11 protein-coding genes and 1 riboswitch are annotated in these 16650 nt (G+C 65.0%); of the genes, 5 read left to right on the top strand and 6 right to left on the bottom strand.

Going from position 1 to position 16650, the window contains the following annotated elements; all coding sequences use genetic code 11:
• Positions 1 to 41: 41 nt before the first annotated feature.
• The gene (locus tag EWV37_RS05845) at positions 42 to 1499 is read left to right on the top strand and encodes an MFS transporter (RefSeq protein WP_129700397.1); all 1458 of its coding nucleotides are present in this window, start codon (positions 42 to 44) and stop codon (positions 1497 to 1499) included.
• Between the two features lie 95 nt (positions 1500 to 1594).
• Here the strand turns inward: EWV37_RS05845 and EWV37_RS05840 are convergent, their stop codons facing one another.
• Positions 1595 to 2485 carry a bifunctional methylenetetrahydrofolate dehydrogenase/methenyltetrahydrofolate cyclohydrolase gene (locus EWV37_RS05840; protein ID WP_129700395.1) on the bottom strand — a complete coding sequence of 297 codons (891 nt, stop codon included), beginning with the start codon at positions 2483 to 2485 and terminating at the stop codon, positions 1595 to 1597.
• Positions 2486 to 2487: 2 nt separating this feature from the next.
• Positions 2488 to 3774: a serine hydroxymethyltransferase gene (gene glyA / locus EWV37_RS05835; protein ID WP_095796890.1), complete on the bottom strand. Its 1287-nt coding sequence runs from the start codon at positions 3772 to 3774 to the stop codon at positions 2488 to 2490.
• Positions 3775 to 4056: 282 nt separating this feature from the next.
• On the opposite strand from glyA, the gene EWV37_RS05830 reads away from it, so the two are divergent.
• Positions 4057 to 7410 (top strand): beta-phosphoglucomutase family hydrolase, encoded by a 3354-nt coding sequence (locus EWV37_RS05830; protein ID WP_129700393.1) that lies wholly within the window; start codon positions 4057 to 4059, stop codon positions 7408 to 7410.
• Positions 7411 to 7450: 40 nt separating this feature from the next.
• On the top strand, positions 7451 to 8002 hold the full coding sequence (locus EWV37_RS05825) for a gamma carbonic anhydrase family protein (protein ID WP_095796892.1): 552 nt from the start codon (positions 7451 to 7453) through the stop codon (positions 8000 to 8002).
• A gap of 94 nt (positions 8003 to 8096) precedes the next feature.
• On the opposite strand, the gene EWV37_RS05820 is transcribed toward EWV37_RS05825, so the two are convergent.
• Entirely contained in the window at positions 8097 to 8474 is a 378-nt protein-coding gene (locus EWV37_RS05820; protein ID WP_129700391.1) for a hypothetical protein, read from the bottom strand.
• A 250-nt stretch (positions 8475 to 8724) separates the two neighbouring features.
• On the opposite strand from EWV37_RS05820, the gene EWV37_RS05815 reads away from it, so the two are divergent.
• The gene (locus EWV37_RS05815) at positions 8725 to 10371 is read left to right on the top strand and encodes a substrate-binding domain-containing protein (RefSeq protein WP_165189292.1); all 1647 of its coding nucleotides are present in this window, start codon (positions 8725 to 8727) and stop codon (positions 10369 to 10371) included.
• 99 nt (positions 10372 to 10470) lie between these two features.
• On the opposite strand, the gene purH is transcribed toward EWV37_RS05815, so the two are convergent.
• The 3 genes from purH to EWV37_RS05800 all read right to left on the bottom strand — a co-directional run bounded on the left by purH (position 10471) and on the right by EWV37_RS05800 (position 15153).
• Positions 10471 to 12081, bottom strand: a complete 1611-nt coding sequence (purH, locus tag EWV37_RS05810) for a bifunctional phosphoribosylaminoimidazolecarboxamide formyltransferase/IMP cyclohydrolase (protein WP_129700387.1) — start codon at positions 12079 to 12081, stop codon at positions 10471 to 10473.
• A 54-nt stretch (positions 12082 to 12135) separates the two neighbouring features.
• Positions 12136 to 12729, bottom strand: a complete 594-nt coding sequence (gene purN / locus EWV37_RS05805) for a phosphoribosylglycinamide formyltransferase (protein WP_095797002.1) — start codon at positions 12727 to 12729, stop codon at positions 12136 to 12138.
• A 444-nt stretch (positions 12730 to 13173) separates the two neighbouring features.
• Positions 13174 to 15153: a cell division protein PerM gene (locus tag EWV37_RS05800; RefSeq protein WP_193554302.1), complete on the bottom strand. Its 1980-nt coding sequence runs from the start codon at positions 15151 to 15153 to the stop codon at positions 13174 to 13176.
• Between the two features lie 102 nt (positions 15154 to 15255).
• On the opposite strand from EWV37_RS05800, the gene EWV37_RS05795 reads away from it, so the two are divergent.
• Positions 15256 to 16410, top strand: a complete 1155-nt coding sequence (locus EWV37_RS05795) for a glycosyltransferase family 4 protein (RefSeq protein ID WP_129700385.1) — start codon at positions 15256 to 15258, stop codon at positions 16408 to 16410.
• 96 nt (positions 16411 to 16506) lie between these two features.
• Positions 16507 to 16648: riboswitch (SAM riboswitch) on the top strand.
• Positions 16649 to 16650: the final 2 nt, after the last annotated feature.

Below are 16650 nucleotides of genomic sequence, written 5' to 3'. Positions count from 1 at the left end.
GGCCTTAGTGTCCTGGGCGGTTATGGGGTATCAAGGATCGAGTGAGTAGCCCCATTTCCGCGCCGGAACCTTTGACCCCGCGCGAGCGCAGCAAGATCCTGTGGGTCCTTCTGGTCCCCCTCTTCATGGCGCTGGTCAGTGTGTCCATCGTGAACGTGGCCCTACCCGCGATCCAGGCCGACCTGCACGCAAGTTCCTCCGCGTTGCAGTGGGTGCTCACCGGTTTCGCGCTGGCCTTCGGTGTACTGCTGGTAGCCAGCGGGCGGGCCGGGGACATCTTCGGCCGCCGCAAACTGTTCATGGCCGGCATCATTTTATTCGCGGTGGCGTCGCTCGTGTGCGGGCTGGCTCCCAACACCACGGTGTTGAACATCGGGCGCGTGGCTCAAGGGCTCGGTTCCGGTCTGATCAATCCGCAGAGCGTGGGCATGATCCAGCAGTATTTCCACGGACCGGCCCGCGCCAAGGCCTTCGGAATGCTCGGTGCGGTGGTTGGTGTTGCCGTGGCCATCGGTCCCGCGTTCGGTGGGTTCCTGATCGGCGCCCTCGGAGATGGCCCCGGTTGGCGCGCCACATTCCTCATCAACGTGCCCACGGCCGCGGTAGCTCTGCTGTTGGCCGCCCTGTGGCTACCGAGGCAGAAGCGAAAACCCGGTCGGGTGGACATGGACCCCGTGGGAGTCATCTTGTTCGGGCTGGGAATCCTGGCGCTGTTGTTCCCGTTCGTGGAATCCCGCCTGGGACCGCTCGTGTGGCTATCCCTGCTGCTGGGCGCGCTGCTGCTCTTCGCATGGACCCGGTGGGAGGCGCGCTACAAGTCCCGCGGCCACGAACCCATGGTGGATCTGGACCTGTTCCGGATCGCCAGTTTCAGTTACGGCTCCGCCATGATCACCGTGTACTTCCTGGGCATGACCAGCGTGTGGGTCGTACTGGCCATGTACGTGCAGCAGGGGCTGGGCCGCACCGCGCTGGAAGCCGGCATGTTGAGCCTCCCGGCAGCGCTCATGTCCGCAGTGGTGGCGCCGCTGGCGGGGCGCGGGGTCCTGCGCTTCGGCCGCCTCGTCATCCTGGCCGGTATCGCGTGCGCCATGACGGGGCTGCTGACAACCATCGGTGTGGTGTACGGCGTGGTGCACTTCGACTGGAACATCTCGTGGCTCTACCTCACGCTACTGTTGGTGGGCGTGGGACAGGGTTCAGTGATGCCTCCCAACCAGACCCTGAGCTTCTCGGAAGTTCCCCTCAAGTTCGCGGGTGCGGCCGGTGGTGTGATGCAGACAGGACAGCGGGTAGGCACAGCGGTCGGTACGGCAGTGATCACGGCCGTCGCTTTCGGGGTGCTGGCGCGTTCCGACTGGGACACGGCCTTCACCATGAGCGTTCTCACCATCGTGGCCGTCCTGGTGATCGCATTCGTGATCGCTCTGCTCGACCACAGGCGCCCCAAACCACCTGGCCCCACCACCGGTCCGTTGCAGCAGATACCCGCAGAATAGGGTGCGTCACCAAACGCCGACGCCGCGCTGCCCAGTGGGCGGCGCGGCGTCGGCGTTTCGCGTGGTCCGGGATCGTTACGCGAGGAGGTCCCCTGCTACTTGAGGATGCCCTCGGCACGTTCGCAGGACTCGACCACGTTGACCAGCAACATGGCACGAGTCATGGGGCCCACCCCACCGGGGTTCGGTGAAAGCCACGAGGCCTTCTCCGACGCGGCGGGCTCGATGTCACCCGTGAGCTTTTTCTTGCCCGTCTCGGGATCTTCGATCCGTGAGACGCCCACGTCCAGGAGCACGGCGCCGTCCTTGATCTGGTCGGCCTTGATCATGTGCGGTCGGCCGGCCGCCGCCACCACGACATCCGCCTGGGAGAGCAGCTCGTCCAGATTCTGCGTGCCCGTGTGGGCCAGCGTGACGGTTGCGTTGATTTCGCGGCGGGTCAGGAGCAGCCCGATGGGGCGGCCCACGGTGACACCGCGACCTACCACCAGAACATGCTTGCCCTGGAGCTTCACGCCGTGACGATCCAACAACTCGATGATCCCGGCGGGAGTGCACGGAAGCGGCGAGGTCATGGGCTCACTGACGTTGAGCACCAGGCGCCCCAGGTTGGTGGGGTGCAGCCCGTCCGCGTCCTTGGCCGGATCGATCCGTTCCAGAATCGCGTTCGTGTCGATCTGGTCGGGAAGCGGCAGCTGCACGATATAGCCGGTGCAGGCCGGATCCTCGTTCAGCTCGTCGATGGCCTTCTCCAGGTCGGCCTGGGAAACGTCCGCGGGCAGTTCCTTGCGGATCGAGGAGATCCCCACCTGCTCGCAGTCACGGTGCTTGCCCGCTACGTAGGAGTGCGACGCCGGGTCGTCACCGACCAGCACGGTGGCCAGTCCCGGAACGCGACCCTTGTCGGCCAGCACCTTCACGCGTTCGGCGAGTTCGGACTTGATGGCGGCCGCGGTGGCCCTGCCGTCCAAAATCTGAGCGGTCATCCTCACCATTCCTCAAGGCCGGGGTACAGCGGGAACTGCTCGGTCAGGGCGTCAACGCGCTTGCGCAGGGCATCGACGTCCGCGCCGGGCTTGAGGGCTGCGGCGATGACGTCCGCGACCTCTTCGAATTCCTTGGCGCCGAAACCGCGAGTGGCCAGTGCGGGAGTGCCGATGCGCAGACCCGAAGTGGTCATGGGCGGGCGGGGATCCCACGGAACCGCGTTGCGGTTCACGGTGATGCCCGCCTGGTGCAGCAGGTCTTCGGCCTGCTTGCCGTCCAGCTCCGAGTTGCGCAGGTCCACGATCACCAGGTGCACGTCGGTGCCGCCGGTCAGCACGGACACGCCGTGCTCTGCGACATCCGGTGCGTTCAGGCGCTCGGCGAGGATCTGGGCACCTTCGATGGTGCGGCGCTGACGTTCGGCGAAGTCCTCGGACGCGGCGATCTTGAAGGCCACGGCCTTGCCTGCAATGGCGTGCATGAGCGGTCCGCCCTGCTGACCCGGGAACACTGCGGAATCGATCTTCTTCTTGAATTCTTCGGTGGACAGAATCACACCGGAACGCGGACCCGCCAGCGTCTTGTGCACGGTTGAGGTGGTCACGTGGGCGTGAGGCACCGGGTTGGGGTGCAGGCCGGCGGCAACCAAACCTGCGAAGTGAGCCATGTCGACCCACAGCTTGGCGTCCACTTCGTCCGCGATGGAACGGAACGCCTCGAAGTCCAGCTGGCGTGAGTACGCGGACCAGCCGGCCACGATCACCTTGGGACGGGCTTCCAGTGCGGTCTCTCGCACCTTGTCCATGTCAATGCGGTAGCTGTCCGGATCAACCTCGTACGCGGCAATGTTGTAGAGCTTGCCGGACACGTTGATCTTCATGCCGTGGGTCAGGTGACCACCGTGAGCCAGGGACAAGCCCATCAAGGTGTCACCGGGCTGCATGAGAGCTGCCATCACGGCGGTGTTGGCCTGTGCACCCGAGTGGGGCTGCACGTTGGCGTGTTCGGCCCCGAACAACGCGGTCGCGCGGTCGCGGGCCAGGTTCTCCACGACGTCCACGTATTCGCAGCCGCCGTAATAGCGGCGGCCCGGGTAGCCCTCTGCATACTTGTTGGTGAGCACGGAGCCCTGCGCTTCGAGAACGGCGCGCGGCGCGAAATTCTCTGAAGCTATCATTTCCAACGTGGAGCGCTGACGCCCCAATTCTTGGTCAATGGCCCGTGATACGTCCGGGTCGACCTCGGACAGCGGCTGATTGGTGACTGACTGTCCCAGAGATTCCGTCATGCTCCACCTTCTATTGGCGCGGGAGGGGGTCGCGTCCAGCATAGCCCCGAGCCCGCTCGCAAGGATGTCGGTGCACAACTGTGTAAGAAACCACGCTCTACCCACTGGTACACGGGCAGGTATGCTCGTACACTTTTGAGGTTGCCTAGCACACCGACGTGAGGAACACACTGTTTGCGGGCTACTTTCCATTTCACCGTGACGAGTGTTTCCTTAACATGTTCCTGACCCCCGTTTCACCACCTCGGATCGAGTTCGATCCGTCCAAGGAGTTACTGCGCTGTGAACGTTCTGCCCACCGCCCCGTTCACCGCTTCCATGCCCCGGATCACGGAGGACCACGCTCCTTCGGCCCCGGTGGATGTGCTGCGGACCCGCTACTCAGCCGTCATCTTCGACATGGACGGCGTGGTCACGGACACCGCCAGCGTGCACGCCCGCGCGTGGCAACAGCTCTTTGACGCCATTCTGGTCGACGAGCGGCTGGAACCCGCCGAACCGGGTGGCCAAGTAGATCGTTCCCCCTTCGATCCCCTGGGTGAGTACCGCACCTACGTTGACGGACGACGCCGCGAGGACGGCGTCCGCGCGCTGCTCGCGGCCCGCGGTGCCATGCTGCCCGAAGCCCGCAACGACGAGGAGCCCAAGGCCGGAGACTGGACCGTTCAGGGACAGGCGGCCACCAAGGACGGCTTCTTCCACGCTGAACTCAAGGAACACGGCGTACGGGTGTTTCCCCGCACCGTGGCGCTCATCGAACGCCTGCAGGACGCGGGGGTCCCCGTGGGTCTGGTCACCGCCAGCCGCAACAGCGGCGTGGTCCTGGCGGCCGCCGGGCTGTCGGAGATCTTCGACGAAATCGTGGACGGCAACATGGCCGCCCAACAGAATCTGCCCGGCAAACCCGCTCCGGACACCTTCCTGGAATGCGCGCGTCTGCTCAACGTTCCCGTGGAGAATTCGGTGGTCGTAGAGGACGCCGTGGCCGGTGTGCAGGCCGGTGTGGCCGGGGGGTTCGGCCTGGTGGTGGGCATCAACCGAGACAGCGCCCGTGATCGGCTGTACCGCGCGGGGGCGCACGTCGTGCTCAATGACGTGGGAGAGCTGGACCTCGGCGCCCTGCGTGATGACCCCTGGACCCTTGCCTTCGAGGGCTTCGACCCGGCGAACGAACCGCGCCGTGAGTCCCTGTTGACCCTGGCCAATGGCTACATGGGCGTGCGCGGCGCGGCCAGCGAGTTCCCGGCCAATGACGTGCACTACCCCGGTACGTATCTGGCGGGTGTATTCAATCGCGTGCAGAGCAACATCAACGGACGCGACGCCGAGCACGAGTCCATGGTCAACACCCCCAACTGGCTCCACCTCGACCTGCGTTTCGCGGAAGGTGAGTGGTGGTCCGAGGGTGGTCTTCAGCCGTCCAAGGAGCACGTGTCCCTGGATCTGCGCCGCGGCCTACTGACCCGCACCCTGACTCTCAGCGACCCCGAACCCACTGCGGACGGTACGATCCGCAGCTTGGACGTGGTGCAACGTCGCCTCGTGTCCCTGCGACACCGTCACCTCGGCGCCCAGGAAACCACATTGACTCCCCGGAATTTCTCGGGGCGGTTACACGTGCGCACCGGTATCGATCCCACCGTGACCAACAGCGGAGTGGCAGAGTACAAGGAACTCAACTCTCACCACCTGATGCTGCTGGAGTCCACCACGTTGCCGGACGAGCACGAGACGCTGCTGTCCCTGGTGCGGACCTCACAGTCGAAAATCGAAATCGCCATGGCCCAGCGCACCCGTGTGGAAAGCGAAGTGCCCAGCAACGAACGCCGTGAGGTGCGCCCCGGTGGTATCGAGTTCCGACGCCACCTGATCCATGTCTCGTCCGACCAGCCGGTCGTCATCGACAGCACCACCGCCGTGGTCACCAGTCGCGACGCCGCCATCAGCTCACCGCGCGAAGGTGCTCTGGCCGAGTTGGATCGCACCCCGTTCGGCGTGCGCAAGTTGCTGACCTCGCACGAGATCGAATGGGCCCGGTTGTGGGATCGCTACGAGGTCACCCTCGACGCGGCCGAGGACTCTGCCGAATCGCGCAGTACCCAGTTGGCCATGCGCACCCATTTGTTCCACACCGCCCAAACGCTGGCCCCTCACCTGTCGCTGCGCGATGCTGGTGTGCCCGCTCGCGGCCTGCACGGCGAGGGCTACCGCGGCCACATCTTCTGGGACGAGCTGTTCATCCTGCCCGTGGTCAACATGCGCCACCCGCACGTGACCCGCTCGTTGCTGTCCTATCGGTGGCGGCGACTCCCCATGGCCCGTCACCGCGCCCAGGAATTCGGCCTGTACGGCACTGCGTTCCCGTGGCAGTCCGGCTCCGACGGAAGCGAAGAAACCCCTCCGGAGCTGTACAACCACCACTCACGCCGCTGGTTGCCCGACAACTCCTGGCGCCAGTTCCATGTGGGCCTGGCCATCGCGTACAACGCCTGGGTGTACTACGAATCGACCGGGGACATCGACTGGCTCTCCGGCCACGGTTCCGAACTGATCGTCGGAATCACGCGCCTATTCGCCTCCCTGGCCGAGTACGACTCCCACGACGGCAAGTATCACATTGCCGGTGTCATGGGTCCGGACGAGTACCACGATGGCCCCGCGGGCCAGCACGGTGGCGGACTCAAGGACAACGCGTACACCAATATTCTGGCGTCGTGGTTGTTCCGCCACTCGGCGCACATCTTCAACGACATGGTCGAGCACCAGCGCGAGGAGCTCGAAACCCGTTTCGAGATCTCCAGCCAGGAGGTTCAGACCTGGCTGAACATGGCCAAGAACATGTACGTACCGTTCAACTCGGACGGCACCATCTCTCAGTTCGAGGGTTACGACCAACTCGCCGAGTTGGACTGGGACTTCTACCGCGCCAAGTACCACAACATCGGCCGCCTGGACCTGCTGTTGGAGAACGAAGGCGACCTGACCAACAACTACAAGCTGACGAAGCAAGCTGACACCATCATGTTGGTCTATCTGCTGGGCCCCGAGGGCCTGATCGAAGAACTCGAGCGGATGGGGTACAGCATCGACCACGACACCGTGCAGCGCACCGTGGATCACTACATCGCACGATCCTCCAACGGATCCTCACTGTCCCGCGTGGTCAACGCGGCGGTTCTGGCGTGGCTGGATCCTGACCGCTCCTGGGGTTCTTTCCAGGACGCCCTCATGGTGGATCTGGACGACACTCAGGGCGGCACCACCGGCGAGGGTATCCACCTGGGTGCGATGGCCGGCTCGGTAGACGTGATCACCCGCGCGTACGCAGGATTGCGTGTGCGTGGCGACTGGCTGGAGTTCCGCCCCACCCTGCCGCGTGAGCTGCAGGCCGTGGATTTCACGGTGTTGTACCGCGGACAGGTCATCGAGGTTTCCATCGACCAGGACATCCTCGAATTGGAAGGCACCTCGTCGAAGGCCGGCCCGGTGACCATCCACGTCAATGGCGCCGAGTACGTGCTCAAGGGCGGTCAGAAGATCTCCGTGTCTCTGCGTCACCGCGCGTCCCGCCGACCCGAGAAGGCCCTGGCCCGGCTCCGTCGGCAGTCCGTGTCGGACGGTAACGACGTACGGTAGGTCCCGGTAGCGCACGCCCCCGGTGGATAAACTGTGCGCCATGACACACAGTGAATCCACCGGTGCAGGACCGCACGTCCGCCTCCCCTACGGTAACCACGAACCAACGGTTGCCCAGACCGCTTTCATTGCCCCCAACGCCACCCTGATCGGTGATGTGGAGGTCAGGGATGGTGCGGGAGTCTTCTACGGCGCCGTGATGCGTGGTGATCGCTCCCCACTGAGGCTGGGTGCGAACTCGAATCTCCAGGACAACGTGTCGGTCCATTCCGACCCCGGCCACCCCTGCACCATTGGCGAGCGCGTGAGCGTGGGCCACGGCGCCGTGGTGCACGGTTGCACCCTGGAGGACGAGGTGCTCGTGGGAATGAACGCGACGGTGCTCAACGGTGCAGTGATCGGAACCGGAAGCTTGATTGCGGCCGGCGCCGTGGTGCTGGAAGGCACGCGGGTTCCGCCCGGTTCGTTGGTCGCGGGTGTGCCCGGAAAGGTCCGCCGCGAACTCACGGAGGACGAGCGAACAGCCGTCCGTCAGAACGCCGAACATTACATGGAACTCTCCCGCGAACACCGGAAGATCAACGGCCAGTAGCAGACCGTTAGCAGCAACGAACGGGACCCCGCTTGCGTGAGCAAGCGGGGTCCCGTTCGTCTGGAACGCTGAACGCGTTCGCATTGTTGAGGTATCAGCAGCTCGACTGAGCCGTGGCTTGGCCGTGGCCCACGAGGTCCAGGGTGGGGTACGCCAAGAAGTTGATGGGCTGCGTCACTGTGTACGCCACGCTCGTCAGGAAACCCTTGGGGCTGGAGATCGTGTTGGAGTAGATGTCGTTCGCCGTGGCGGAGAAGTTGTTCAAGTCGCCAATGTGGCTGTTGAAGTTCCGGTTGAAGAATGAACCGAACTCACCAGTGCCCTGGCAAGTGGGAACCGACCATTCCGAGTGCGAAGGGTAGGTGTAACCCGGACCGAACCACGAGAAGGCTTGGGCAGGTGCGGCCGCACCGAAGGTCAAACCAGCGGCGACGACAACGGCAGCGCCCGCGCGTGCAAAACGATTTTTCATGAGATCTTGCGCCCCCTAAAGCAGCAATATTGATACCGCGGCGAACGGTCCGCCCAAGACCACCCTCCCCGGCTGAACACCCCGCGGGTGCTCAGCTTCAAAGGTAGCCAACGCCCGAACACCATCCACTCGGAGAACTGTCCACACTTTGGTGGTCACTTGTTACCCAACTAGGACACAAAGCTTCCTGCATGACGCGCACAGGCAATAATCGATGGGGTTGTCGTATCAATGGGCCGAGGGGGACAGCATGAACGTCCAGAGCACTCGCCGTGCTCGGCGCGACGCCGAACGCACCCGTCGTAGTGGCCGCACCGCCGTGGCCGGTGGGTTGGCGATTCTGCTCCTGGGTGGCATGGGCCTGGGCTTCGTGGTCTTCGACACCGCTCAACAGTCCACGAGTCCCACCGTGCCGGTCGAATGCGACAGTACCCAGCGTGTACCGGTCGTCACGGACCAGAGCATGGCGCAGATCCTGCGGGACAAGCCCGTGGACCCGGAATCGTGCATCGTCCTGGACACCACTGAGCAGAGCGAGAATCCCGACAGCCACACCGAACCCCACCAGGACATGTCGGCTGGGTTATGGATCCCGTCCTCGAGTGCCCTTTTCCCCACCACCTCGGAAACCAATCGATTCACGGTCCACACCGAATCCTTGGCGACGTCTTCACCGGTCGTCGTGGCCCCCGAGCACACCAGGGACTTCACCACCTGGACGGACGTCATTGCCGACAACTCGGTCGTGATGGGCAATCCCTTGAATGACAGTGCGGCGCACGCGGCTACACGTTCCGCCGTGGCCGAGGTGCAGAACAATACGGTCTCCAAGCAGCAGTTGAACCGTGCCATGATCGCTCGCACCGTATCTGGTGAATCCGGCCACTCCACCTCGAACGAGATTGATCTGCTCGAGGCGTCCGTAAGCCAATCCCGTAACGTGGTGGTGTCCGAAAAGGGGTTCCTGGACTTCGTCGAGACACATCCACAGGGTGATCAGGTGCGAGCGCTGGTTCCCGACTCGGGTGCGTGGTTGCTCGACTACCCCCTACTGGTTCCTTCGGAAGCCGCGCGTCGCAATGAAACGATTGCCCAGGCGGCCCAGGAGATCGCCACGTACCTGGGCTCGGAGCGTGGGAGAGAGGTCTTGTCGGAGCACCACCTGCGCGGAGTCGACGGGCGCCGGCTACCGGACGCACGTTCGGCTGCGTCCTCCCATCGACTACAGGTGGAGGACGAGGTGCCGTGGCAGCGGTTGATGACCACGTGGTCCCGGCAGACGTCTCCCCACAACGCGTTGTACGTGCTGGATGCCTCGGAGAGCATGGGGCGCGAGAACCCGGACGCCGACCGTTCGTATTGGCGCACCGCGGTGGATTCCACGGTAATTCGAACGCGGTTCATCCCCACCCGGGATTCGGTCGGTTTGTGGACCTCCCCGGCCGCCGACGGCGCGGACAAGCCCTACCAGCAGCTGGTCCCGATCCGTCGCATGGACGAGTACGTGCACGGATCCCCGCAACGACAAATGATCCAGGACGCTCTGGCCGGCGCCGACTTCACGAAGGACTCCGACTCCGGGCTGTATCCCACCGCCCTGGCGGCGTTCCGGGAGGTGCAGAAGAACTTCCGCGACGGAGCGGTGAACACCGTGGTGCTCATCAGTGACGGTACGGACACGCGCGGGGATGCAGAGGACCTCAACGAGTTGGTCCGCACACTCAAACAGGAACAGGACCGGGAGAAGCCCGTCTACATCGTGACGCTGGCCATTACCGACGGTGAGCCTCCGCAGGACCTGAAGGAGATTTCGGAGGCCACGGGTGGCACATCCCATGCTGGTGGTTCGCTGCAGGACATTCAGGAACGGTATCTGCATACCCTCTCGGTCTTCTAGTCCCGAGGCCGATCGACGCCGAGGGCGCGGCACCCGGATCGGGTGCCGCGCCCTCGGTCCGTCAGAGCCCGTTCCTGGGCTCTACTACCGTGAATCGGCTCAGTGGAAGAAGTGCCGCGCTCCGGTGAAGTACATGGTCACACCGGCAGCCTGGGCGGCTGCGACCACCTCTTCGTCGCGGATCGAACCACCCGGCTGCACCACGGCACGCACACCGGCGTCCAACAACACCTGCAGCCCGTCCGCGAACGGGAAGAACGCGTCCGACGCCGCCACGGCACCTCGGGCGCGCTGGGCACCGTCCTCGGCGAGCGAGTCGGCGCGTTCCACGGCGAGCTTGCAGGAATCCACGCGGTTGACCTGGCCCATGCCGATCCCAACGGACGCGCCGTCATGGGCGAGCAGGATGGCGTTGGACTTCACCGCGCGCAGCGAGCGCCACGCGAATTCGAGGTCCGCCAGAGTCTCCTCGTCCGCCGCTTCTCCGGCGGCCAGGGTCCAGTTCGCTGGGTCGTCACCGGGTGCGTCCAGGCGGTCGGCCTGCTGGAACAGTGCCCCTCCGGACACGGCACGGTATTCAAGCGGATCGCGACCGAAACCTTCGGGAAGTTCGAGCAAACGAATGTTCTTCTTGGCCTGCAGGATCTCCAGCGCGGCCGGCTCGAAGCTCGGGGCCACAACGACTTCCGTGAAAATGCCCTTGAGGGTCTCGGCCATTGCGGCGCTCACGGGGCGGTTGGCAGCGACCACGCCGCCGTACGCGGACAGCGGGTCACACGCGTGCGCCTTGCGGTGGGCGTCAGCAATGGGATCCGTGGCCCCGGGGGACGCAACGGCCACGCCACACGGGTTGTTGTGCTTGACCACGGCCACGGCGGGCTTGTCGTAGTCGTAGGCGGCGCGCAGGGCGGCGTCTGCGTCGACAAAGTTGTTGTAGGACATGGCCTTGCCGTGAAGCTGCTCGGCCTGTGCGATACCCGGCGAAGCGGCGTCGTCGACGTACAGTGCGGCCTTCTGGTGGGGGTTCTCGCCGTAGCGCAGGGACTCTGCGCGCTGGAACGCGAGACCGGCATAGGGCGGCCAGAAGTTCGCGGTGGGATCCGATTCGAACTGCTGGGCGGTCCAGGTGGCCACCGCGGTGTCGTAGGCGGCAGTGTGCGCGAACGCGGTGGCCGCGAGCTTCTGACGCGCGGCCAGGTCGTAGCCACCGCCCTGCGCTGCATTGATCACATCCGGGTAACTCGCGGGATCCACGACCACGGACACGGCGGCGTGGTTCTTGGCCGCCGCGCGCACCATGGAAGGACCACCGATGTCGATCTGCTCAACCACGTCGTCCTGGGCAGCGCCGGAACGGACGGTGTCCACGAACGGGTAGAGGTTCACGACCACCAGGTCGAAAGGCTCGATCTCGAGCTCCGACAGCTGGTCGATGTGCTCCTGCTTGCGGCGATCGGCCAGGATGCCGGCATGCACACGCGGGTGCAGGGTCTTGACGCGGCCGTCCAGGCATTCCTGGAAACCGGTGACCTCGGAAACCTCAGTGACGGGCACACCCGCCTGGGAAATCCGCTGGGCCGTGGAACCGGTCGAGACGATACTCACCCCGGCCTCGTGCAGGCCGCGCGCCAACTCCTCCAGACCGGTCTTGTCGTACACGGAGATCAATGCGCGTTTGAGGGGTACACGGTCCAGCTGAATCGAATTCACAAAAACTCCAGGAGAGGTTGGGGTGGGTGGATGGCGCCGACGCCACGAGAAAGTCTACGACTGCTCCTCGATGGGCAGATCAAAGTTAACTTCACGGCTCAGCGCCGCAAGGGCGTTGACGAGGAGTCCGCGTTCGGCGGACTTGATGCGTTCGTGCAGGCTCTCCTCGGTGTCCTCGGACTGCACCGGCACGGCCACCTGGGCCAGGATAGGACCGGCATCCACGTCCGCCACGACCTCGTGCACGGTGGCACCGGTGACTTTCACGCCGAAGTTCATGGCGTCCCGCACGGCATGGGCGCCCGGGAACGAAGGCAGCAACGAGGGGTGGGTGTTGATGATTCTGCCGGCAAAGCGCTCCACCAGTTGGGCGTCCACGATGCGCATGAATCCGGCGAACACCACACGGTCAGGGTTGTAGTTGGCGATGGCTCGTTCCAGGCTCCGATTCCACTGCTCGCGCTCCGGGTAATTCGCCAGCGGAACCAGGAACGTGTCGATCCCGGCGGCCTCCGCGCGCTCCAGGCCGACGCACGGTTTGTCCGCGCCGACCGCGACGATGTCCACGTCCACGTCGCCCTTGTGGAGCGCATCGATGATTGCCTGCAAATTTGTCCCGGAACCGGAAACCATGACCACGAGTCGCATACCGATCATGCTAACGATTTTCCGCGGTCCGCCCCGACCGGGTCGCTGCCTTACAGTGGAGATCATGCAGGATTCCGAAAGCCCAGACACAGCACACGCGTCCTCCCGTTTGAGGCTTTCCGGTCTGGCAGCGGCGCTCGCGTTGCTGTCCTCCGCACTCGTCACCGGCCACGTGTGGTCCACGGCCGTGGGAGTGATCATGGCACTGGCGGGCGTGGTGCTGGGCATCGTGGCCCTGAGTACGTCCCGCAAGGTCACCTCGCGGTTCTTCATCACGTTCCTGGCCATTCTGGCCATTGTGTGGGGCGCGTTCAATGCTTTCGGAGGAGGCGCGCGGCTCGCCGTGTGGCCGGCCTCACAGGTGTACCAAGAGTGCGTGGATTCGGCCCTGACGCTCTCGTCAACGAGTCACTGTCAGCGACAACTCACGGACAATATCTGGAATCACCTTTCCGGATCGGAGTTGGAGACCGGTCCCGCGGAATCGTCGCCGGCCGCCACGCCGTCCGAGTCGCCGGCAACCACGGAGCCCCCCGCGCCGTCCGGATCACGGGAGTCCACCGACGCCCCGTCGACCACGGCCACGCCGTCACCGTCCGTCACGGCCGAGTCTGCGTCGCCCGCCTCCTGAGCGGTCACCGCGGTCGACCCGTTCGCGCCCCAGGGAGCAGTCTGGTTCCGATCGACGACGCCGCTCGGCCCGGTCGCTGGGTCCGTCCCGTCCGCCACGGCTCGTGACCGATGCTCCGCCCGCGATGCGGGCTGTGCACCTGCGTGGTGCTCAGCCGGTGATCGCACCGGATCCTGCGCCGACTGATCGTCCGCTCCGGGAACTGCCAGCCGGACGGCCTTGCGTTTCGCTGATTTCTTGGCAGCCCGCTTCTCCCGAGCTTCCGCTTTCTTGGCCTGCTTGGCCTGTGCCTTCGCGGCCCGTTTGGCGTCTCGTGCGGATCCCGTTGCTTCTCCGTCGAGGCCTTCCGGGCCCTCCGTTTCCGTATCGCTGGCGGATGAATCCTCCAGGGAACTGTTCCAGGGGTTCTTCCGGTAACCCTCGCGTTCGAGCCACGGCCCCAGGACGTACCCGATGGCACCACCGGCGGTGATCTCGGCGCCGGTCCACAAGAACACGTGCCAGGGATCGGGGCCGATGTCCGTGAGCCTTCCCAGGCCCAATGACCCGTGAGACAGCCACGCCAACATCGCCACAAGACCCGCGCCGATCGCCGCAATGAACGCCACCGTCAGCAGCGTGGACAGGATGAACGTGAACCATCGCATGGGCAAGCGGATGGCCATCCAGTCGTCCAGGTGGTTCTCACCTTCGCGCAGGAACCACCAACCCGCGAGCACACCGGCCAGGACCGGCAGCACCACCACGGCCGACGCGTAGCTCCACGGATCGCCCTCCGGTAGGGCTGCAAACGGCGGGAACTGCGGTAGCGCACCCAGTGAGTTCGCGAAGGGTGAGGTGAGTGTCCCCTCCCCCACGGAGAAACCCGCGCCGCTGGCCCACGCCGCAGCCCACACGACCATGTTCGGCAGGTACCCGAACTGCAGGGCGCTCAGAGCGGTATCCCCGGCCGCGCCCGTACCCAGTTCCTGATAGACGGCGATGATGCCGTCCCAGTTCCACACCAGCGCCAGCACGGTGAGCAACGCTCCGGCCGCTATGACAGCCACCGCGGACAGGAAACCGGCACGGACGACGGCCCACACGTAGGAACCGGCCCAGCGTGAATACTGGCTGGTGCGCTGGATCCATGATGCGGCGTCGGCGCCCAAGACGGCGGCCAAGGAACGCGAGACGCTCCACCCGCCCACCAGGGTGCCCAGACCGGCCGGGATCAACGGGAACAGCGCGCCCGCCAGCACGCTCGCGGAGACGTGTTCCGTGCTGCTCACCAGGGCCACCAACGCCCCGACGAGCGCGTACGTGATCATCCCGGCAAAGAATGGTTTGAGGAACTGCCCCCGCCAACACGCGCGCGCGATTCGGCGACCCGCAATGACCGCGAGCCCGAACGGAATCAGCGTGAGCCCCAAGGGCACCAAGGTGAGAGTGCCGCCGCCGGTGGACACGTCGATGCCCTGGATGGCCGCCATGGTCAACGGCGTGCAATGGGCCACCAACCACACCTGACCCGCGAGTTGAAGGCCGCCCAGGACGCCCAAGGAATCAAAACCACCAGCCAGCCAGACGGCTGCCATCAGCAACCCCGTGAGCAGCAAGCTGATGGCGGCCACCGCCAGGAGTTCAATGACTCCCTGCAGCCACAAGGGCATGGGGAACCCGTCCTCCGGGCCCCTCCGGTTGGAGTCGGCCGATGGCGATATGGCGGGCGAGCTCTCGGGGTCACCGTGGCGGTTGCGTTGCAGCCGCTCGCGCGCCCCGGACAGGGTGTTGGAAAAGGTGGGGAAGTTCATCACCTCCATCTTTCCACGTCCCCACCGGAGTTGGCCCAGACTTCACCGACAGGTCACCCTGGCGTGAAGAACCGGTGACCCGCGACGGCCACAGTATTAATTGTGAGAATCGCAGTGGTTGCCGAACAGTTCCTCCCCCACATCAACGGCGTGACGCATTCCGTGGTTCGAGTCCTGGAGTACCTCCGGGCCCAGGGTCACGAAGCCATGGTCATCGCACCGACCTACGAAAAACTCGGAGCCCTGGGCTCCGTGGACTCCATGGACGGGATCAGAGTTCAACGCATCGCGTCCATCCCCCTCGCCGGGTACCCCGACGTCCGGGTCGCCAGCTGCACGGTGGCACGCATGCAGCGCATCCTGACCCGCTTCCAACCAGACGTCGTGCACGTGGCCTCCCCCTTCGTCCTGGGCTGGCAGGCCATCCAGGCCGCCAAGAATCTGGGCTTACCGTGCGTCTCCATTTACCAGACCGACGTTCCCGGATACGCGGCCCGCTACGGTGCCCCGGTCCTGGAGAACGTGCTGTGGAGCCACGTGCGAAACATGCACAACAGTTCGACTGTGACCTTGGCGCCGTCCACGGCGTCCATCTCGTCGCTGCATGAACACGGTGTGCAACGCGTGCGCATGTGGCGACGCGGCGTGGACACCCGCCGCTTCAACCCGGCTCGGCGCGATCACGAATGGCGCGAACGGGTGGGCGGCGGCCGGAAGCTCGTGGGTTACGTGGGGCGCTTGGCTCCCGAAAAGCAGGTGCAGGATCTCGTGGTCCTGGATTCGCTGCCCGATACCCGACTGGTGATCGTGGGCTCGGGGCCGGAGAAGGAGAAGCTCCGCATGCTGCTCCCCAATGCGTACTTCGTGGGTTTCCTGGACGGTGCCGAATTGGCCACCGCCATGGCCTCCCTGGACGTGTTCGTGCACCCCGGTGAACACGAGACGTTCTGCCAGACAATCCAGGAAGCCATGGCCAGCGCCGTACCCGTCGTGGCCGTGGGCCGCGGCGGGCCCGTGGACCTGGTTGATTCGTCCCGCAACGGCTGGCTCTACAAGCCCGGTGACACCGAGATGCTCCGCGATCGCGTGCTGGATCTCGTGGGTGACAACGCCAAACGCGCCGCCTTCTCCCGCACCGCCTACACCACCGTGCAGACTCGCACGTGGAACGCCGTGTGTGACCAGCTCATGGAGCACTATGCACAAGCCCGCACCGTGGCATCTCGTGCGCGCAGGTTGTCCACAACCGCGCCGTGATCCGTGGTGCACGATCCATTCGTAGATTAACTTTTGGTGACGTTATGAGACACCCTCTGGTTTGTCATGCGCCCAACCCGCTACGCTCTAATCCAGCTTCACGAGATGCGCTCTGGAAATCGGGGTAAAACCCGAGATCCTGCTGGGCTCCAACCCGGCGCACGCCAACCCTTGGTTCAGGGGTGGTTTGGATGACGAAGCGGCTGTGGCGCAACCGCGGGCGCAGCAAGAACCTCACTG

It is taken from the genome of Kocuria carniphila, assembly GCF_004136555.1.
GTDB classification, from domain to species: Bacteria; Actinomycetota; Actinomycetes; order Actinomycetales; family Micrococcaceae; genus Kocuria; species Kocuria carniphila.
The sequence above is the reverse complement of the archived record's forward strand: the minus strand, read 5'-3'. Positions and strand labels throughout refer to the sequence as shown.